The sequence below is a fragment of the Paenibacillus gorillae genome, assembly GCF_000513275.1.
Taxonomy (GTDB): domain Bacteria; phylum Bacillota; class Bacilli; order Paenibacillales; family Paenibacillaceae; genus Pristimantibacillus; species Pristimantibacillus gorillae.
In genome coordinates this window covers 125315-144838 of the sequence record NZ_CBVJ010000082.1, presented here as the reverse complement: position 1 = coordinate 144838, position 19524 = coordinate 125315, and the positions used below count along the sequence as shown (strand labels likewise).

Annotated in this window: 18 protein-coding genes; all 18 read left to right on the top strand. The window is 50.4% G+C overall.

Features of this window, described 5'->3' with window-relative positions:
- Positions 1–393 precede the first annotated feature (393 nt).
- The gene (locus tag TY10_RS14685; protein ID WP_042164761.1) at positions 394–3054 is read left to right on the top strand and encodes a valine--tRNA ligase; all 2661 of its coding nucleotides are present in this window, start codon (positions 394–396) and stop codon (positions 3052–3054) included.
- Between the two features lie 49 nt (positions 3055–3103).
- Positions 3104–4480, top strand: a complete 1377-nt coding sequence (locus TY10_RS14680) for a bifunctional folylpolyglutamate synthase/dihydrofolate synthase (RefSeq protein WP_042164760.1) — start codon at positions 3104–3106, stop codon at positions 4478–4480.
- 7 nt (positions 4481–4487) lie between these two features.
- Positions 4488–5876, top strand: coding sequence for a UDP-N-acetylmuramate--L-alanine ligase (murC, locus tag TY10_RS14675; protein ID WP_042164758.1), 1389 nt, complete (start codon positions 4488–4490; stop codon positions 5874–5876).
- 143 nt (positions 5877–6019) lie between these two features.
- The gene (locus tag TY10_RS14670) at positions 6020–7501 is read left to right on the top strand and encodes an SPOR domain-containing protein (RefSeq protein ID WP_042164755.1); all 1482 of its coding nucleotides are present in this window, start codon (positions 6020–6022) and stop codon (positions 7499–7501) included.
- 62 nt (positions 7502–7563) lie between these two features.
- Positions 7564–7806 carry a DUF4321 domain-containing protein gene (locus TY10_RS14665; RefSeq protein WP_042164753.1) on the top strand — a complete coding sequence of 81 codons (243 nt, stop codon included), beginning with the start codon at positions 7564–7566 and terminating at the stop codon, positions 7804–7806.
- 67 nt (positions 7807–7873) lie between these two features.
- Positions 7874–8494 carry a Maf family protein gene (locus TY10_RS14660; protein ID WP_042164873.1) on the top strand — a complete coding sequence of 207 codons (621 nt, stop codon included), beginning with the start codon at positions 7874–7876 and terminating at the stop codon, positions 8492–8494.
- 90 nt (positions 8495–8584) lie between these two features.
- Entirely contained in the window at positions 8585–9274 is a 690-nt protein-coding gene (gene radC, locus TY10_RS14655; protein ID WP_042164751.1) for a RadC family protein, read from the top strand.
- Positions 9275–9315: 41 nt separating this feature from the next.
- Positions 9316–10344 (top strand): rod shape-determining protein, encoded by a 1029-nt coding sequence (locus tag TY10_RS14650; protein WP_042164749.1) that lies wholly within the window; start codon positions 9316–9318, stop codon positions 10342–10344.
- Positions 10345–10435: 91 nt separating this feature from the next.
- Positions 10436–11269: a rod shape-determining protein MreC gene (mreC, locus tag TY10_RS14645; protein WP_238327643.1), complete on the top strand. Its 834-nt coding sequence runs from the start codon at positions 10436–10438 to the stop codon at positions 11267–11269.
- Positions 11266–11799 carry a rod shape-determining protein MreD gene (gene mreD / locus TY10_RS14640; protein WP_081735286.1) on the top strand — a complete coding sequence of 178 codons (534 nt, stop codon included), beginning with the start codon at positions 11266–11268 and terminating at the stop codon, positions 11797–11799. Before mreC ends, mreD begins: the two co-directional genes overlap by 4 nt.
- 65 nt (positions 11800–11864) lie before the next feature.
- Positions 11865–12515, top strand: coding sequence for a septum site-determining protein MinC (locus TY10_RS14635; protein ID WP_420329407.1), 651 nt, complete (start codon positions 11865–11867; stop codon positions 12513–12515).
- 15 nt (positions 12516–12530) lie between these two features.
- Positions 12531–13322, top strand: a complete 792-nt coding sequence (gene minD, locus TY10_RS14630; protein ID WP_042164744.1) for a septum site-determining protein MinD — start codon at positions 12531–12533, stop codon at positions 13320–13322.
- Positions 13323–13329: 7 nt separating this feature from the next.
- Positions 13330–14475 (top strand): FtsW/RodA/SpoVE family cell cycle protein, encoded by a 1146-nt coding sequence (locus tag TY10_RS14625; protein ID WP_042164743.1) that lies wholly within the window; start codon positions 13330–13332, stop codon positions 14473–14475.
- A 159-nt stretch (positions 14476–14634) separates the two neighbouring features.
- A complete protein-coding gene (locus tag TY10_RS28885; RefSeq protein WP_052350553.1) occupies positions 14635–15567 on the top strand; it encodes a M23 family metallopeptidase in 933 nt (310 codons plus the stop codon).
- Positions 15560–16438, top strand: a complete 879-nt coding sequence (locus TY10_RS14615; protein WP_042164740.1) for a M50 family metallopeptidase — start codon at positions 15560–15562, stop codon at positions 16436–16438. The genes TY10_RS28885 and TY10_RS14615 overlap by 8 nt, the downstream gene beginning before the upstream one ends.
- Positions 16439–17427: 989 nt before the next feature.
- Positions 17428–18675: an Rne/Rng family ribonuclease gene (locus tag TY10_RS14610; RefSeq protein ID WP_042164738.1), complete on the top strand. Its 1248-nt coding sequence runs from the start codon at positions 17428–17430 to the stop codon at positions 18673–18675.
- A gap of 176 nt (positions 18676–18851) precedes the next feature.
- The gene (gene rplU, locus TY10_RS14605) at positions 18852–19163 is read left to right on the top strand and encodes a 50S ribosomal protein L21 (RefSeq protein WP_042164735.1); all 312 of its coding nucleotides are present in this window, start codon (positions 18852–18854) and stop codon (positions 19161–19163) included.
- 12 nt (positions 19164–19175) lie between these two features.
- The gene (locus TY10_RS14600) at positions 19176–19514 is read left to right on the top strand and encodes a ribosomal-processing cysteine protease Prp (RefSeq protein WP_042164732.1); all 339 of its coding nucleotides are present in this window, start codon (positions 19176–19178) and stop codon (positions 19512–19514) included.
- Positions 19515–19524 lie beyond the last annotated feature (10 nt).

Here is a 19524-nt window from a genome sequence, read left to right as displayed (position 1 = left end):
TAGTCGATTCGGGTAGAATATTGTATATCTATCTTTATCGACGTTGAAGGGGAAGAGCTAGCAGCCAAGCCATCAGAGAGCGGAGCCGTAGCGCTGAGAGGTTCCGTAGGAAGTTACTGCTACCAGTCGCCCTGGAGTTGCTTGAAGGACCCGGGAAGCTATGTAAGATTGCTACCGTCAATTCAAGCCGGCCACAGCCGTTATCTGTTCGAGTGCCGTGTGCAGTTTTGCACGGAACAAAGGTGGTACCACGGAAGCTAAACCTTTCGTCCTTTGCTATAAGGGCGGAAGGTTTTTTTCGTATGTTTGCTTGTCCGGGACCACCGCTTATGATTCAGTCTGTTAAGCCGGCTTTGCCTGGCAAAGCCTTTATAATTAGGAGGATGGAAATTAATGGCCGACAACCAAACGACGCCGGCAATGCCGACGACCTACGATCCGAAAACCGCTGAGCAAAAGTGGTATGACTTTTGGAAGCAGGGACAATTTTTCAAAGCGGGCAACCGTCCTGACGCGGAGCCGTATACGATTGTCATTCCCCCGCCGAACGTAACGGGTATGCTTCATATTGGTCATGCGCTTGACTTTACGCTGCAGGATATTCTCATTCGTACCAAACGGATGCAAGGCTATGATGCGCTTTGGCTTCCGGGTACGGACCATGCGGGCATTGCCACGCAAACGAAAGTAGAGCAGAAGCTTCGCGAGCAAGGCATTACCCGCTATGATCTGGGACGGGAAGCTTTCCTGGAGAAGGTATGGGAATGGAAGGACCAGTATGCCAATACGATCCGGGATCAATGGGCGAAGATGGGTCTGTCGCTCGATTACTCCCGCGAACGGTTTACGCTTGATGAAGGATTGTCCCAAGCGGTTCGCGAGGTATTTGTAAGCTTTTACGAGAAAGGCCTTATTTACCGGGGCAAAAAAATCATTAACTGGGATCCGGCCGCTCGTACGGCGTTGTCAGATATTGAGGTTGAATATAAAGAGCTGAACGGCCATCTGTATCATCTGCAATACCCGCTCAAAAACGGCAAGGGCTTTATTACGGTAGCGACGACGCGTCCAGAGACGATGCTGGGCGATAGCGCAGTTGCTGTTAATCCTGAGGATGAGCGCTATGCCGATCTGATCGGGGAGTTGATCGTACTGCCGATTACGGGCCGTGAGATTCCGATTATTGCCGATGCTTATGCGGAAAAAGAATTCGGTTCGGGTGCGGTGAAGATTACGCCTGCCCATGACCCGAATGACTTTGAAGTAGGTCTGCGCCATGACCTGCCGCAAATTATCGTGATGGATGAAACAGGTGTCATGAACGAAGAAGCAGGACCTTACGCCGGCATGGATCGTTTCGAGTGCCGCAAGCAGCTTGTGAAGGACTTGCAGGAGCAAGGCGTCTGCATTCGCATCGAGGATCATGTGCATCAGGTCGGCCATAGCGAGCGGAGCGGAGCGGTTATTGAGCCGTACCTGTCCACGCAATGGTTCGTTGCGATGAAGCCGCTGGCTGACCGTGCTATTGAAGTTCAGAAGTCGGATGAAGGGGTTCACTTCGTACCTGACCGCTTCGAAAAAACGTATTTGCATTGGATCGAAAATGTACGCGACTGGTGTATTTCCCGCCAGCTGTGGTGGGGCCACCGTATTCCGGCCTGGTATTGCGGTGCTTGCGGCGAAATGCACGTGGCGCGCGAAGATATTACCGCTTGTCCGTCTTGCGGAAGCTCTGATCTGTCTCAGGACAATGATGTTCTGGATACGTGGTTCAGTTCCGGACTTTGGCCGTTCTCGACGCTTGGCTGGCCGGAGCAAACGGAAGACTACAAACGCTTCTACCCGACTAATGTGCTTGTAACGGGCTATGACATCATCTACTTCTGGGTTTCCCGCATGATCTTTACGGGGCTGGAGTTTACGGATCAAATTCCGTTCAAGGATGTATTGATGCACGGTCTCGTTCGAGATTCCGAAGGCCGCAAAATGTCCAAGTCGCTCGGGAATGGCGTTGATCCGCTCGAGGTGATCGAGAAATATGGCGCTGATGCGATGCGCTTTATGATCTCAACAGGCAGTACGCCGGGCCAGGACTTGCGTTTCCGTTGGGAGAAGGTGGAGCAAGCCCGCAACTTTGCCAACAAAATTTGGAACGCATCGCGGTTTGCGTTAATGAACCTGGAGGGCTTCCAAGCCGAGGATATCAATATCCATGTAGAGCTGGGTACAGCGGATCGCTGGATCCTTCACCGTCTGAACGAGACAGTGCGTGAAGTTACCCGTCTCATCGACGGCTACGAGTTCGGCGAAACCGGCCGTGTGCTGTACAATTTCATCTGGGATGATCTTTGCGACTGGTACATTGAGTTCGCCAAGCTTAATCTGTATGGCAGCGATGAAGCGACGAAGCGCGCTACGCAATCGGTACTCGCTTATGTGCTTGACCGGACGCAGCGTCTGATTCATCCGTTCATGCCGTTCATCAGTGAAGAGATTTGGCAGCATCTGCCGCATGAGGGCGAGTCGATCACAATCGCTCCATGGCCGGTATATGAAGCTGGGCTCGAAGCTCCTGAAGCTGTGAAGGAGATGGAGCTGCTGATGGATCTTATCCGTTCCGTACGCAACGTTCGCGCGGAAGTGAATGTGCCGATGAGCAAAAAGATTGAGCTGCTGATCAAGCCGTCGGATGCGGCAACAGAAGCGCTGCTGCAGCGCAATGAAGAATTTATCGTCCGCTTCTGCGGCACGTCCAAGCTGGAAATCGGACTGTCCCTGGCAGCACCGGACAAAGCGATGACGGCAATTGTAACAGGAGCGGAGCTGTACTTGCCGCTTGCGGGCTTGCTGGATATTTCGCAAGAAATCGCTCGTCTGGAGAAAGAGCTTGCTACGCTGAACAACGAAGTGGAGCGCATCGAGAAGAAGCTCGGTAACGAAGGCTTCGTAGCGAAAGCGCCGGCTAAGGTTATTGAGGAAGAGCGGGCAAAAATGGCAGATTACGCCGATAAACGCAGTAAAGTGGTGGCTAGAATAGCGGAACTGCGCGGCTAATTTAAGCGCTGGCGTTTCATGAATCGAGATGGAAGAAGGAAAGATAACCATGAACGATAACCATACACAAGAGGTGCAGGGCGCTCAGCTCCGCACCTATGCCGAGGCTGTCGATTGGATTAACGGGCTGATCCCGTTCGGAATCCGTCCCGGTCTGGAGCGGATTGCCAAGCTGCTGGAGCTCGCGGGCAATCCGCAGCGCCGGCTGAAATTCATTCATATTGCAGGTACGAACGGCAAGGGCTCTACATGCGCTTTCCTGACAAGCATTTTAATAAAAAGCGGTTATGACGTTGGAACGTTTACTTCTCCTTATATCACAAAGTTTACGAACCGGTTCCAATACAATGGCGAAGATATCGAAGAAGAGACGCTGCTTGCGCTTGCGAATGAGTTAAAGCCGTTTGTCGAAGAGATTTCGGCAACGGAACTCGGTTCGCCGACGATGTTTGAAGTAGCGACCTCGATTGCGCTTCTCTTTTACGCGAAGGTTAAGTTTCCGGATTACGTTGTATGGGAGACAGGACTTGGCGGCCGTCTGGACGTCACGAATATCGTAACGCCGGTCATTTCCGTCATCACCAATATCGGTCATGACCATATGGATCGTCTTGGCGGTACGCTGACTGAAGTAGCCAAAGAGAAAGCCGGAATTATTAAAGCCGGCGTTCCTGTCGTCAGCGCAGTTACGCAGCCTGAACTTATTGAAGTGTTAAAGCAAACGGCGGCGGACAAGAAAAGCACGCTCTATTTGCTGGGTGAGCAGTTTAAGTTTGGCAGCCTGTCTGTTCAAGAGGATGAGCAAAGCTTCAGCTTTGAAGGACTTTTCCGTCCGATTGAGAAGCTGACGATCTCGCTTAACGGTGCTCATCAAATGACTAACGCAGCCGTGGCAGTCATGACGCTTGAGGTGCTGCGCCAGTATTATGCGCTAATCGTCGACGATGAGGCGCTTGAAGAAGGACTTCGTCTTGCTGCATGGCCTGGACGTCTCGAAATGGTGTCCCGTACGCCGCGTATTTTGCTTGATGGGGCCCATAATCCCGAAGGAGCGGAAACGCTCGCCTCGGCTTTGCAAACGACTTACCGCTATGATCGTTTACATCTAATGATGGGCATGCTGGAGAATAAGAATCATAGCGATGTCATAAAGCATATACTGCCAATAGTGGATACGCTTATCGTGACCGAGCCTGATTTCCGCAACAAATGTGAGGCCGGCTCGCTTGCTGACCTGATTCGCAGCGAACGGTCCGAATCGCATACTTTTGAGCTCATCGTGGAACCGGATTGGCGGGCAGCGCTTGAAAAGCTGCAGCAGCTGACCGGAGATGATGACCTGGGTGTTGTGTCCGGATCGCTATACTTAATCGCTGACGTTCGCTCCCGCATCCTGTACAACTCGGAATCTGAAAAAGGTTGGTGAACCGTCTTTGAATACAGCAGAACATGTTCATTTCATTGGAATCGGCGGCTATGGCATGAGTGCCATAGCGCGCGTCATGCTCGAAATGGGCTATACCGTAACGGGATCAGACGTCGCCCGTCAGGAATTGACGGAGAAGCTCGCTGCTAAGGGAGCGCAAATCTATATCGGTCATGAACCGGAGCATGTCAACGGAGCTGATCTGGTCGTCTATTCGACCGCTCTATCAAGAGACAACGTAGAGCGCAGAGCGGCAGAGGAGCTGAACATTCCGGTACTGCATCGTGCCCAGATGCTGGCTCGCCTCATGAATGCAGGAAAAGGAGTCGCTGTTGCTGGTGCACACGGCAAGACGACGACTTCCTCGATGATCGCGCTCGTTATGGAATCCTGCAAGGCCGACCCGACTTATATTATCGGCGGCGAGATTGTCAACGTCGGGACAAACGCAAAAGCCGGAAAAGGCGAGTATGTAGTGGCTGAAGCGGATGAAAGCGACGGGTCTTTCCTTCAATATCATCCTGCGATTGCGATTGTAACGAATATTGAGCCGGATCATCTTGAAAACTATGATGGCGATTTCGAAAAGCTGAAGACAGCCTATGTTCAATTCTTGTCGCAAGTGAAGGAAGACGGCAAGGCGATCGTATGCACGGATGATGAGAACGTCACGGAAATATTGCCGCGGCTGGATGCCGACGCGCGCGGCAGGCTCATTACGTACGGTATTGAAGGCGATGCGGAGTACAAAGCGGAGAACATTACGCTTGGCGACCGCAAGGTGACTTTCAACATGACCAAGGGCGGGACCAAGCTTGGCACGGTTAACCTGTCCGTACCGGGCAAACATAATGTTTATAATGCGATGGCGACAATTATTACATGTCTAGAAGCAGGCTTGCCGTTCCAGGAAGTTGCTGATGCGATTCATGAATTCCGCGGAGCGAAGCGCCGTTTCCAAGTGCTAGGCGAGATCAATGATATTCTCGTCATTGACGATTACGCGCATCATCCAACAGAAATTCAAGCGACAATCAGCGCAGCGAAAGCGACAGGCAAGCGCATTGTTGCCGTATTCCAGCCCCAGCGTTATACGCGGACGTTTTTTCTGCTGGATCAATTTAGCCGTGCATTTCCGGAGGCGGACGAGGTTGTTATTACCGATATCTACTCGCCAGCCGGCGAGCAGCAGATTGAAGGCGTCAATTCTCGCAAGCTTGTAGAGCTGATCCAAAGCAACAGCAATGCGAATACGTCCTATATTCCAACGAAGGAAGAAGTGTTGGAATACCTGACGGCCAAAGTTGCGCCCGGCGATCTCGTCATTACGATGGGAGCCGGCGATATTTGGAAGGTTGCCGATTCGCTTGCCAAATCGTTGAAGGAACACGCATAACAGAAATGGAAGGATGCCCGACCGGAATTACACCGGTCCGGGCATCTTTTTTTTGCAGCGATGTCTTAGCGGTTTCATGCTCATAATTCTCTTAACACTCTCATAAACTAGCAATAGAAGAATGGGACAAGGAGAGAGTTGACATGAAATCCAATAATCGCATTACTTATCGTTTCGACCGCAGCGGACAGCCACTTCCAGATAGCAATCGCCAAGAGATGAAGAGAAATAGTGCAGGAACGCAGGGGGATATGCGTGATCCTTGGAATGCTGTTGATGTTAACGGTACGGCAGTCCCAGCTTCAGCGTCGCCCTCCAAGACTGCTTCGAAAGTCGTTCCGATTTATAAAGAAAGCTATGATTCGTATAGCATGAGCGGGGAATTCACACCCTGGAATACAGCGTTTCAAGAGGATGTCGGCGCGCTTGAGCAGCTTATACGCGATACAGACAATTCAAAGGATAGAGAAAACCGGAGCCATACGCCAGAGAGTCAAGAGAAAGCTGATCAGCGTCCTGCCAAGCCTAAAGCGGTAAATCGCAAAGCTGCTGCCAATGATGCGTCAATTCATTCTTTCAACCCCGAGCTGGAGATTGAGCATAGAGGGGATGCACAACCACAACCAGATGCAGGTGTAGGTGCAGCCCATTATGCTCAAGAATTTCCAGAGGAAACAGGCGGGATTGAGGCCGGGGGCAAGCATGAATGGACGGTCAAACGTTATTCCGCTCCGCCCTCTTGGATGAAGGTGTTTCTGTCCGTGGCGGCTGCGCTTGCAACTGGCGCATTATTCGGTTATTTGCTGCTAAATTTATTTACAGGTACGCCAGTCTGGCCTGGCGAGGGAACGGGCGGTGCGGCGAAACCGGTTGACGGAGCCATTGCCAACCCCGGACAGGGAGGCGGTAAAGCTACGGCAGGCAAAGGAAACGGTGCTAACCCTGGAAACGGAACTGCAGCAGCAGGAGAGGTAACAGGCAAAGGGAGCGCCTCCGCTAATCTTTCTCTTCCTGTACAAACCTACTATATGCTGCAATATGGCGTATTCAGCAATGCTGAGGGGCTGCAGGCTGCGCTAGCCGATCTGCAAAGCCGCGGGAACGCAGCGGCAGGATTTTACACGGGGACCGATTATAGAGCGTACACAGGGCTGGCAGGGGATCGTGCGCAGGCGGTCACTCTTGGCAAAACATTAAGCGGTATGGAGCTTTATGTGAAGCAGGTGGACGTTGAAGTGCCGCAGCAATTTCCGTTTAGCGGCGATGCAGCAGCAGCGGAAGCGTTTTTCAGCAGAACAGCGGAGCTGGTGTCGATGATCGATAAGCTTACGCTGACGCAATTGGAACAGCCGCAATTATCTTCGCTCAGTTCGGCGGCATCTAAAGCTTGGTTGGCTTCTCATCAAAGCTGGACGGAGAGTGTGAAGGCGATGGAAGCGGGAGTAAAGGACAAAGAAGGACAGGCATTTCTCATAAAATTAATTCAATCCCTCAATTCCGCCGCCAAAGGACTTGAGGAATACGATAAAAAGCCGTCACAATCGCATTTGCAGGCTATTCAAAGCGATTTGATGGGAACGATTCTGACACAAAAGCAATGGTTTGAGTCCGTGAGCGCATTGTAATGAAAATCAAACCTAAGTATAATAAGAAACAGGTGTCAATTAATGGCGAGAGGCGTTGAATCATGAAGAAAAACGGCTGGATTTTATTGCTTTTCCTCGTACTCGGCTTGCTGGCAGGCGCATTGCTTGCGCGCTGGCTGGAACCGGTATCCGGATTATCCTTTTTGACCAAAACGATTCAAACTTCTTGGTCTCCTGCCGTCGATCTTTACGCTCTCCGCCTCGATCTATCCATCCACCTTCAGATCAGCTTGCTTAGCATCATCGGAGTTGCCGCAGCAATATGGCTCTATCGCAAAATATGAACCGCATAACTTATGCGGTAAGTTATAAAGGAGAACGGGATAGTTGAAATCGAAACATGCCAACGAAATGCAAATGCAGCCGATTAGTCAGCTCGTGCTGGCATCATCGTCTCCGCGCCGGAAGGAACTGGTCGCATCGCTGGGCCTTTCCTTGCCGGTTTATATTTTGCCCTCTGACGCTGACGAGTCTGTACCTGAAGACTGGACCCCGGGGCATATCGTAGAGCAGCTGAGTCTGCGCAAAGCGCGGGCTACAGCGGCAATTTTGAGCGAGAAGCAGGAGGAGTCGTCCTCCATCGTCGTCGGTGCCGATACGATTGTTGTCGTCGACGGCGATGTGCTCGGCAAGCCGAAGGACCGCAATGATGCCTTTGGTATGCTAAAGAGACTGCAAGGGCGTTCCCATGAAGTTTATACGGGAGTTGCCTGTTTGCCGACCGGGAATGGACTGGCTGTCGTCAAGCATCGTATGACCAAGGTCTATATGAAGCCGCTGAGCGATGAAAGAATTTCTAAATATATCGCAACAGGAGAATCGGATGACAAGGCTGGCGCATACGGCATCCAAGGTTACGGGGCGGCGAATGTCGACCGTATCGAAGGCTGCTATTTCAATGTCGTCGGATTGCCGATCTCGCTTTTGTCGGACATGCTTCTTGAATTCGGCATTGATGTATTTGAAGCCTAAACGTCTGGCATGATGCAGCGATAACTAACTATTGAATTGAACAGTACTATTAAAAACGATCGTTATTAAGAGTTGAGGGAAGGGATGGACATGGAGTCGCAAGGAGAGCTGTTGCGCAATGTCCCCCATGATGAACGTCCAAGAGAGCGCATGATGCGATATGGGGCCGAAGCACTTAGCCATACAGAACTGCTGGCGATTCTGCTGCGTACAGGTACAAAGCGGGAATCGGCTGTTCATTTGGCTGGTAAAATTTTGAAGGAATGCGGCAACTTACGCAATTTGGTTGATATGAGCATGGACGAGTTGACGAAGATTAGAGGGATCGGACCGGCTAAAGCGGTGCAATTGCGTGCGGGCATTGAGCTCGGACGCCGGATTACACGCAGTCGTCATGGCGAGACGGTCACGGTACGCAGGCCTCAGGATGCAGCCGATTATGTAATGGAGGATCTCCGTTATTTGAATAAGGAGCATTTCGTCTGCTTGTTTCTAAATACGAAAAACCACATTATTGCCCGGGAAACATTGTCGATCGGCACGTTGAATGCCTCGCTTGTCCATCCGCGGGAAGTGTTCCGCGCGGCGATCAAATGCAGCAGCGCATCTCTAATTTGCGTTCACAACCATCCCAGCGGTGATCCGCAGCCCAGCCCGGAAGATATCGCGCTAACGAAGCGTCTGATGGAAGCTGGCGAATTAGTAGGCATCGAAGTGCTGGATCATCTGGTTATTGGAGATGGAAGGTTTATCAGTTTGAAGGAACAAGGTTATTTGTAATATAATAAGTGGGATTGTCGCAATTAGAAGGGAGCATTAACATGTTTGGTGGTTTTTCGAAAGATCTGGGCATCGACTTAGGAACGGCGAACACGCTGGTTTTCGTTAAAGGAAAAGGAATTGTAGTGAGGGAGCCGTCGGTTGTGGCCCTTCGTACGGATACAAAAACGATTGAAGCAGTAGGCGAGCAGGCGAAAAAAATGATCGGCAGAACGCCGGGCAACATTCGTGCTGTACGTCCGATGAAAGATGGCGTAATCGCTGATTTCGAGACGACTGCTACAATGATTAAATATTTCATTCGTTCGGCGCAAAAGCAAAAGTCGCTTTTTCCGCGTCACCCGAACGTTATGGTTTGTGTTCCTTCCGGTATTACAGCGGTTGAGAAGCGCGCTGTTGAGGATGCCGCGAAGCAAGCTGGCGCACGTGAGGCTTACACAATTGAAGAGCCATTCGCAGCAGCAATTGGCGCTGATCTCCCTGTGTGGGAGCCTACAGGCAGCATGGTTGTCGATATTGGCGGCGGTACGACTGAGGTTGCTGTAATTTCCTTGGGCGGTATCGTAACGAGCCGTTCGATCCGGGTTGCCGGTGATGAAATGGATGAATCGATCATTCAGTATATCAAACGCTTCTACAATTTGATGATCGGCGAAAGAACGTCCGAACAGTTGAAAATGGAAATCGGCTCTGCGCTGCCGCTTGATGCGCCTGAATCGATTGAAATTCGCGGCCGTGACCTCGTTACAGGCTTGCCGAAGACGCTGCCGATTACAGCTGAGGAAATTACGGAAGCGCTGATGGATACAGTTAATGCGATTGTTGATGCGGTGAAAATCACGCTTGAAAAATGCCCGCCGGAGCTTTCTGCGGACATTATGGATCGCGGCATCGTATTGACAGGCGGCGGAGCGCTGCTTCGCAATTTGGACAAACTGCTGGCTCGCGAGACAGGCATGCCTGTAATTGTAGCGGACAACCCGCTTGATTGCGTGGCAATTGGAACAGGCCGTTCGCTTGACAACATTCACTTGTTCAAAAACAGAAGCTCGTCGCGTTCGAAACGTTAACCTGGCCGCGAGCGCCATACGGAATTGTAAATGAAATAGGCAGGTGATTGAGCTGTTTAAGCTGTTTAGAAATAAGCGGATGTTCATGCTTATGTTCGGCTTTATACTGTTCATTGCGGTCATCGGTTTTTCGTTAAGTGACCGTAAAGAACTAACAATGCCAGAAAAGTTTCTTGGCGATTCCGTTGGTTTTGCGCAGAGTCTATTCTACAAGCCCGCTGGAATTATAGCGGGCTTCTTTGAGGATATCCGAAACTTGCGCACGATCCATGAGGAAAACGAACAGTTGAAACTGCTGGCAGCCGCTTATGCGCGCGACAAGATCAACTATAATTTTATCGAACAGGAAAATAAGCGTTTTAAAGAAGAGTTGGATTTCACAGAACGTCAGGAGCAGCTGTACAATTATAAATATCGGATTGCACAGGTTGTCGCAGTGAATAACGACACATCCAACCGTACGATGGTTATCAATCTGGGCTCCAAGAACGGTATTAAGAAGAATATGGCAGTTACAACAGTAGACGGCTTGATTGGTCTTGTCAGCGAGGTTCGCCCGTTTACGAGCACAGTTATGCCGATTACTGAACTGGATGAGAAATCGCCGAATTCTAATTTAATTGCAGCAACGATTTTAGGAAAACTTGATTCTTTCGGTATTATAAGCAGCTATAATCAAGAAACGGATCGTCTCATGATGACGAAAATCGATGAGAAGGACAAAATGATTGTCGATGATGTCGTTATTACGTCAGGACTTGGCAACGTATATCCGCGGGGTCTGGTAATCGGTACGGTAGAGAACAAGCAGGTAGGCGATTTTGGTCTTACATATACCGCATCGGTCAAGCTAGCGGCTAAATTTGACCATTTAACTGAGGTATTTGTCGTTGAAGTTCAAGATATCGAGGATGCTGCGGAATGAACGGGATGAGCATCAATCGACTCATCGGCGTAATGTTTCTGCTATTTATTATTGAAGGCGCGATTATGCCTTGGATTATTCCGGTTGACCTGGCTGGAAGAATCGTTCCTCACTTTACGTTCGTATTCGTCATTTATGCTGCTTTATACAGCGGCCGGCACCATGCCTTGCTGCTCGGAATCGGCTTCGGCATGCTGCAGGACGTCGTCTTTTTCGGACATTTGATGGGCGTACACGCTTTTGTTATGGGACTTATCGGATATTTCACAGGATTGCTTCTGGAGCGCAAGCGCAGCACGCTGCTGACTGCTCTATCCGTCATCGGCCTTGCTTGTCTGGTTAATGACACGTTCGTATATTTTATTTACAAAGCATTCCGCATTACGAATGAATCCTATGCTTGGGCGCTTCTGGATCACATTCTTCCTAGTCTGTTCCTGCAGCTGGTCTTCGCTTTGATCTGCTATGTGCCTGCTCGGAAGCTGTGCGAGAGCAGTTGGTCGCGCGGCTCTGAGAAGGAAGAAGAATAAAAAAACGGCTATAAGCAGGAATTTAGGCGTTGCGAAAAGAATGGAATACGTTGGGAGGGACTGACGTGACCGAGAAGCAGCATATCATGATAAAAGGCGTAAAGGAAGGTCTCGTTTTCCTTCTCGACGACCAGTGCGAGTTCGCCGTCTTAATGGATGAATTGCAGTACAAGCTTGAAAAAACGCATCAGCAGCTGTTGACCGGGCCTTTGGTTCACGTACATGTGAAGCTGGGGACGAGGCAGCTCGTCGACGAAGATAAAGAGCGGATTCGTTCGGTAATCCGGGCGCAAGGGAATTTGATCGTGCAATCGGTCGAATCGGAAGTGCAGCGGGCCGATAAAATAGAGGGCCCGACCGGACCTCGTGTCATCACTGGCATGATCCGTTCCGGGCAAATGGTCGAGCATGACGGAGATTTGCTGTTAACAGGCGATGTGAATCCGGGAGGCACGATTTTATGCACGGGTGATATCTATGTGCTTGGTGCATTAAGAGGAGTTGCCCATGCTGGTGTTGGAGGGCGGACTGATGTCATTATCGCCGCCTCGCTTATGCGTCCGACGCAGCTGCGAATTGCGGAAGTGATTAGCAGACCGCCGGAGGAGTGGATGAGCGGCGACGCTACAATGGAATTCGCTTATTTGCATGACGGCAGCATGCAGATCGACAAGATTACGCAGCTGTTCCGTTTGCGCAATAATCCGATTATGTGAAGAGGGGTGTAACGTATGGGAGAGGCAATTGTTATTACGTCCGGTAAAGGCGGAGTCGGCAAGACGACGACATCGGCAAATTTAGGTACGGCGCTTGCTCTGCTCGGCAAAAAGGTTTGCATGGTCGATACGGATATCGGCTTGCGCAATCTGGATGTTGTCATGGGGCTGGAAAACCGTATTATTTATGACCTGATCGACGTGGCCGATGGCCGTTGCCGGTTGAATCAGGCGCTGATTAAGGATAAGCGCTTTGATGAGCTGTACATGCTCCCGGCCGCTCAGACGAAGGATAAAAATGATGTTCAGCCCGATCAAGTGAAGCAAATCGTCCTGGAGTTGAAGCAGGATTTCGATTATGTCATTATCGATTGCCCCGCAGGCATCGAGCAGGGCTTCCGTAACGCCATCGCCGGCGCAGATCGTGCCATCGTGGTGACAACGCCGGAAAACGCGGCAGTTCGCGACGCTGACCGGGTCATCGGACTTCTCGACAAGGAGAAGATCGCTTCGAAAATTATTATTAACCGGATTCGGAATAATATGGTGAAAACGGGCGACATGCTCGATATCGACGAAATCTGCCAAGTTTTGGCCGTTGATTTGATCGGTATCGTACCGGATGATGAGAAGGTAATTAAGGCTGCCAACGCTGGCGAGCCGACGGTTATGGATCCATCCTCGCGTGCGGCGATCGCTTATCGCAACGTTGCCCGCCGTATATTAGGCGATATGGTTCCTTTGATGCTGCTCGATGAGAAAGCTGGCGCCTTCAAGCGCTTCCGCAAGTTTCTTGGAATAGGATGATTGCCTTGTGCTTAACAAACTGAAAAAAATCGACTGGGGTATTATTGCAATTCTCGTCTGCCTCATGTTCATCAGCACGATTCTCGTCCGCAGCGCCACGCATAACAACGCCTTGTATCACAATTACGATGTTAAGACGCTTATCTACTATGGAATCGGTTTTTGCATCGCAATTCTGGCAACGGTTTTCGATTACCGTATTTTGCTGAAGGGCTGGCATGTGCTGTATGGCATTGGTGTAACGCTGCTCATTTTGGTTTATTTTTTCGGCTCGGAAATAAACGGTGCCAAGGGCTGGTTTCAGCTTCCGGGCTTTCTGTTTCAACCGGCCGAGATTATGAAGATCATCATTATTATAGGCATTGCCTATATTATGGGCAGACGGCAGGGCGACAAGCTGACGTTCACGAAAGATCTGGTGCCGGTAGCGGCATTTGCCTTCCTGCCGTTCATGCTCGTTATGATTCAGCCGGACCTTGGCAATGCGATTATTTACTTAGTTATCGTTCTAGGCATGCTCTGGATCGGCAACGTCAAATATACGCATGTGCTTGTAGGTCTGGCGACGGTTATCGCCGCAGTTATATTGTTCGTGTCTCTATTTAATACGTTCAACTCGCAAATTTACGATTATCTTGATCTGCACAAAAAGAAGCACTGGTATCAGCGGATTAATACGTTTATTAACCCGGAGCAAGCGTCTCAAGATGATAAGCATCAGTCGGTTAATGCCAGAATCGCAATCGGTTCAGGCGGTTTAAGCGGTGACGGCTATATGCAGGGCGATATGCTGAAGGGCAAATTTATTCCGTATCCTTATTCAGACTCGATTTTTGTCGTCGTCGGGGAGGAATTCGGGTTCCAGGGCTCAGCGGTGCTGCTGCTGCTGTATTTCTTGCTTATTTATAGGATGATTATCATCGCCTTCAAGTGTTACGATCAAAAAGCATCATTTATCGTAATCGGTATTGCGACGATGTTCGTATTTCAAATTTTCCAGAACATCGGAATGATGATCGGATTAATGCCGATTACAGGCATTACCTTACCTTTTATAAGCTATGGCGGCACATCGCTTCTTCTAAACATGATTTCGATTGGCATTGTTTTCAGTATTAAAGCGCATCAGGAAAAATACGAGCTTGCCGATTGATTACGGGCGTTCGCACCTCTAGCTGAGGGCGGACGCTTTTTGTTTTTTCTCCAAGGCTCACCCGAATACTTGTCTCATTCTCCTCATAGATATGAGTAAATGAACAAGCTCTCGCAGCAGGCGCGTTGGCTGCATGCCGGGGAGAGGGAGGAACTTTCGATGAATGCAAAGGACGGTATACGCCAGCGGAGACAGGAGAAAATTAAACGATTGTTAGAGCAGCAAGCCGCGCAGCCAAGAAATGACCGGAGTGACTATAGAACGGCTGGAAACGGGGATTTTCCGTTAAGCCCGCCAAATGGAAGACCGATTCGAGCTGAGGAGCGGATAACGCATGAGCTTGACCCCGAGAGGCAGTGGAAGACGAATCCTACTCCTTGGCTAGGTTGGGGAGTCGAGGACGAGGGCGGCCGAAACGGCAGCCAGCGGGATCGGGATGATACTTGGAACAGCTATGGAAATGGCGGCGGATGGAATGGTTTCCGCAAAGAGCTAAAGTGGAAAGTTATTGCGGCGGTATTTTTGTTTGCTGCGATATGGGGAATGTACCAATATGATGCCGATTGGACGATTGAAGGCCGAAGCTTCGTGAAGAGCGCTTTAACGGAAGAAATGGATTTTGCAGCTGTTGCGGTATGGTACAAGCAAACCTTTGCCGGTGCGCCTTCCTTCATTCCGATATTCGGAGATGAAACGAAGCCGGCACAATCCGCTGAGGGCGCAGTGGAATTGCCGGTCGTCTCTCCGCTTCCTGATGGTGCGCTTGTCAAGACGTTTGCTGAGCTGCTGGATGGAATTGAGCTTGCCGGTGCGCCTAAGGAAAAAGTTAATGCTGTCGAGACCGGCCGCGTACTGCTTGTGACGGAGGAGAGCAAAACCGGCGTTACAGTTGTGATCGAGCATGCGAATCAGAGAACGAGCATTTATGCGAAGCTTGGGGCAGCGGGTGTGAAGGCGAATGACTGGGTGGAGGCGGGCGACGTAATCGGTACGCTGGGTGAAATGAGCGGGGACGAGCCCAGCCTGCTTTATTTTAAAGTGAAGCAAAATGACCGTTACATCGATCCAGTGAGCGTGATACCGATTGGTTAAATGGCTGGGCATCCGCTGGTCGTTTCATCCGCTGTTCGTGCTCGTCATGATTGCTTCCCTCGCGACCGGATTTTTCTCAGAACTTCTGACTTTGTTTCTGATCGTTCTCGTTCATGAAGCGGGACATGTCATCACGGCTAGAGCATTCGGCTGGACGGTACGCGAAGTGAAACTGCTGCCCTTCGGCGGTGTTGTTGAAGTCGATGAGGCGAGCGGACTTCCTGCAGGCCAGGAAGCAATGGTCGCGATAGCGGGACCGCTGCAAAACCTATGGATTGGGCTGGCGGCATGGGGCTGCGGCCAGCTTGGCTGGTGGGACGCGGAATGGGCGGCATATGTATGGAAAGCCAATATGATGATTGGCCTGTTCAACCTGCTGCCGATCTACCCGCTCGACGGGGGGAAGCTGCTGCAAGCGGCTTTTAGCTATGGCTTTAATTATTTTACGATGATGAAATGGACAGCTCGGATCAGTATTGCGCTTAGCGCCATGATGATTATATTCTCGATATTGATTGCCTTTCGCCCAAATGAAGGCGTTCAGTTGAACCTGCTGGCTATCGGTATTTTCTTGCTGCTGACCAACTGGACGTACTACCGCAATATTCCCTATTTATTCGTCCGCTTTTTGATGCACCGCGACCGGGTCGCGGCCCGGGCAGCCGCCCGAGGCGCCTATGCGCGGCCGTTGTTCGTGAGCGGCAAGCAGCCTATTGGCTCGGTTATGCGTCTGCTCTGGCGGGAGCAGTACCATCTCGTCTATGTGATGGAGCCGGGGGGCCAGGGAGCAAGAGTCGTTCCGGAGGAGCGGCTCATCGATCGGTACTTGACCGAGCGCGACCCTCATCGGGCGGTGATGGAGCTGATATGACTCCGTAGTTTCGGACTCCGTAGTTTCGGTTCATGCTGCCATTCTTGGTTGGGGATCGATCGTTAATTCGATCGATTGGGCAACCTTCAAAAAGTCAGCATGAACTCGAAACTACTCCGTCTGGCGGGGAAAGATTAAACCCGTGTATCATGCGAATTTATTGTATAGTATTGCTAATTCGAATTAGCGAAGCTGATTCGCTATTTAGAGAATGCAAGTTCGTTGTAGCAACCATATAACGGCATCATTTTTGTGGAACGAATCTAATTTCGCTATTCGAGAACCTAGGTTCTCGGATAACGAAATTAGGTTCGTTCTTTTTGTTGTAGCAGTCCTTATAGACTGCTTTAACGAGTCTAGCTTCGCTAAACAGCGAAGCTGGTTCGCTGGAGAAAAGTTAGTGGATGAAGTAAGGCGCATGGTGCGACTATGGCAAGTCGAGCGTTGAGCCGGGGGTGAACATTGAAGCTGGTAATCCTAGAAAAACTAGTTTCGGCAGAGAGAGGAAGAACTAAAAGCACAAGAAGAAGTTAGCTGGTGAAACTGAGTTCTGTAGCGCGCTGCAACGATATGTCGAGTAAAGAGCTAGAACCAGCGAACGCGAATAGTGATGGTGAATGAATGCTTTAGCATAGAGAATCAGTTGCGCTGAAATGAGAATGTGATTGTACATGGTGTGCAACGAGAGTTAAATTAAGTTTGGGGTGACAGCAACATTCGACCCGTTGAATTCGTAAGTTAAGTGTGATTGAAGAAAATTCCATTTGCTGCTGCACAGGAATCTATCCCGTACAGAGCAGACGCTAGTGAAGATGAAACAACGATAGGAAACGAGGAGTACCTTGTTGTGCTAGGTAAGCTTACATCCATTGGAGCAAGAGAGTCCATTTTGGAGGCTAATCGTGATTTATTTCTCCTGTACGGCGAACGCGAAGTCATGGTTATGTGTTAAAATATTAGACAAAAAGGCATGGCGGTGATGTTGGGGAATGAAGCAATTGTTAATGCACGGACACGGAGAGCTGCTGCAGACGGCGGTGCTTGAGGACGGGCGATTGATTGAATTTTATATGGAGAGGTCTGAGAATAGCGGGTTAGTCGGGAATGTCTATAAAGGACGAGTTGTTAATGTGCTTCCGGGCATGCAGGCGGCGTTCGTCGATATCGGATTGAGTAAAAATGCTTTTCTGTACATAGATGATTTGCTGCATCCGCATCTGGAAAAGCAGCCGGCTCAAAAGCCGTCCATCCAGCAGCTGGTGCGGCCGGGACAAGAGCTGATTGTGCAGGTGATGAAAGAGCCGCTTGGCGGTAAGGGCGCAAGGGTAACGACCCATTTTACGCTGCCTGGCAGATGGCTCGTCTATATGCCGGTGGCCGGCTATGTGGGCGTGTCCAAAAGAGTGGGCAAGGAAAGTGAACGGACCCGGCTTCGACTCATTGGTGAGCGGCTGCTCCAAGGCGAGGAAGGCATAATTCTGCGAACAGCGGCAGAAGGTGAAAGCGAGCAGGCGCTTGAGGCAGATGTGGAACAGCTCAGACAGCAATGGAATGATATCTCCAATCGGGCAGCGAAAGCTCCGGTACCCTCCGAGCTGCACCGGGAAGCGGGGCTGCTGCGGCGTATCGTCAGAGATGCGATGACGCAAGCTATTGATGAAGTATGGATCGATGACGCGACCAGACATTCTGAAGTGCAGGCGCTGCTGCGGGAAATGACACCGCAGCTGGAGCAGCGTCTAAAGCTGTATGATCGTGCCTCCGATAAGCCTTTATTCGAAGCCTTTGGAGTCACAGAGCAAGCTAATGCCGATTTTCAGCGGCGGATAAGGCTTTCGAGCGGCGGACTGCTCATTTGGGAGGAGACGGAAGCTCTAACCGTTATTGATGTGAATACGGGAAAATTCACCGGTGATAATGATCTGGAGGATACCGTATTCAAGGCAAACATGGAGGCTGCGGACGAGATTGCGCGGCTTCTGGCCGTCCGGGACGTCGGCGGAATCATCATTGTTGATTTTATCGATATGGAGGACGAAGGCAACCGGGAGCGTGTCATGTCGCGAATGTCTGAGTGGGCGAAGCGGGACCGGACGAAATGCGCTGTTCTGGGCTGGACAAGATTGGGCTTGCTGGAGCTTACCCGCAAAAAAGCGAGGGAAAACGCAACGCAGCAATTGACTGTACGCTGCGAGGCCTGTGGGGGAAGCGGCAAGAAAACCGTGGGCATCGGATAATGCAGGCAATAGTTGATCTAAACTATCTTTTATGCTATAATGTTCTAGTATGTCTGATTAGGCTGTTTTACAGCACAGATATGCAGATACCGCTCCGATCGGGTACAAGCGTATGAATCACAAGTTCATGCCACCTGGGTCAGGCGAGTCTTCGACAATAAGGAGGTGCACTATCTATGTTCGCAATCATCGAAACTGGCGGTAAGCAATACAAAGTTCAAGAAGGCGATGTTATCTACATCGAGAAATTGGACCAAAACGCAGGCGAAAACGTAACGTTTGATCGTGTCTTGGCTGTATCCAAAGGCGACGGTCTGGTTACTGGAGCTCCAGTTGTTGCTGGCGCTACGGTTTCCGGCAAAGTCGAGAAACAAGGCAGAGGCCAAAAGATCATCGTATACAAATACAAAGCCAAAAAGAACTACCGTCGCAAACAAGGTCATCGTCAACCGTACACTAAAGTAACGATCGAGAAAATCCAAGCGTAAGAGGATTTCTAGATGATAAACGTTACATTTGTACGAAATGCCGTTGACAGACGGATTATATCTTTCGCGGTCGAAGGGCATGCGAAATATGCCAAGCCCGGCAAAGACATTGTCTGCGCTGGCGTATCGGCCGTTTCGGTCGGTACGGTCAATGCCATTGAGGCGTTGACGCAAGTCGAATTGCCGTGCTCTATGAAGAACGGCTGGCTGTCATCGGATATTCCGGTGCACCCCGATCGGGAGACGGACGACAAAATTCAGCTGCTGCTGGAAGCTATGGCAGTTATGCTGGCAACAATCGCTGAATCCTACGGCAGAAATGTCGTAATCGGCGAACAACTTCTTTCATGAAGGAGGGAAA

Bases quoted from the DNA above. Each gene is read 5' to 3' on its own strand.
- TY10_RS14660 (WP_042164873.1), top strand. From the start codon at position 7,874: ATGCAAATGCAGCCGATTAGTCAGCTCGTGCTGGCATCATCGTCTCCG.
- TY10_RS28885 (WP_052350553.1), top strand. From the start codon at position 14,635: ATGAATGCAAAGGACGGTATACGCCAGCGGAGACAGGAGAAAATTAAA.
- mreC (WP_238327643.1), top strand. From the start codon at position 10,436: ATGTTCGGCTTTATACTGTTCATTGCGGTCATCGGTTTTTCGTTAAGT.
- TY10_RS14680 (WP_042164760.1), top strand. From the start codon at position 3,104: ATGAACGATAACCATACACAAGAGGTGCAGGGCGCTCAGCTCCGCACC.
- TY10_RS14600 (WP_042164732.1), top strand. From the start codon at position 19,176: ATGATAAACGTTACATTTGTACGAAATGCCGTTGACAGACGGATTATA.
- TY10_RS14610 (WP_042164738.1), top strand. From the start codon at position 17,428: ATGAAGCAATTGTTAATGCACGGACACGGAGAGCTGCTGCAGACGGCG.
- TY10_RS14685 (WP_042164761.1), top strand. From the start codon at position 394: ATGGCCGACAACCAAACGACGCCGGCAATGCCGACGACCTACGATCCG.
- rplU (WP_042164735.1), top strand. From the start codon at position 18,852: ATGTTCGCAATCATCGAAACTGGCGGTAAGCAATACAAAGTTCAAGAA.
- TY10_RS14665 (WP_042164753.1), top strand. From the start codon at position 7,564: ATGAAGAAAAACGGCTGGATTTTATTGCTTTTCCTCGTACTCGGCTTG.
- minD (WP_042164744.1), top strand. From the start codon at position 12,531: ATGGGAGAGGCAATTGTTATTACGTCCGGTAAAGGCGGAGTCGGCAAG.
- mreD (WP_081735286.1), top strand. From the start codon at position 11,266: ATGAACGGGATGAGCATCAATCGACTCATCGGCGTAATGTTTCTGCTA.
- radC (WP_042164751.1), top strand. From the start codon at position 8,585: ATGGAGTCGCAAGGAGAGCTGTTGCGCAATGTCCCCCATGATGAACGT.
- TY10_RS14650 (WP_042164749.1), top strand. From the start codon at position 9,316: ATGTTTGGTGGTTTTTCGAAAGATCTGGGCATCGACTTAGGAACGGCG.
- TY10_RS14670 (WP_042164755.1), top strand. From the start codon at position 6,020: ATGAAATCCAATAATCGCATTACTTATCGTTTCGACCGCAGCGGACAG.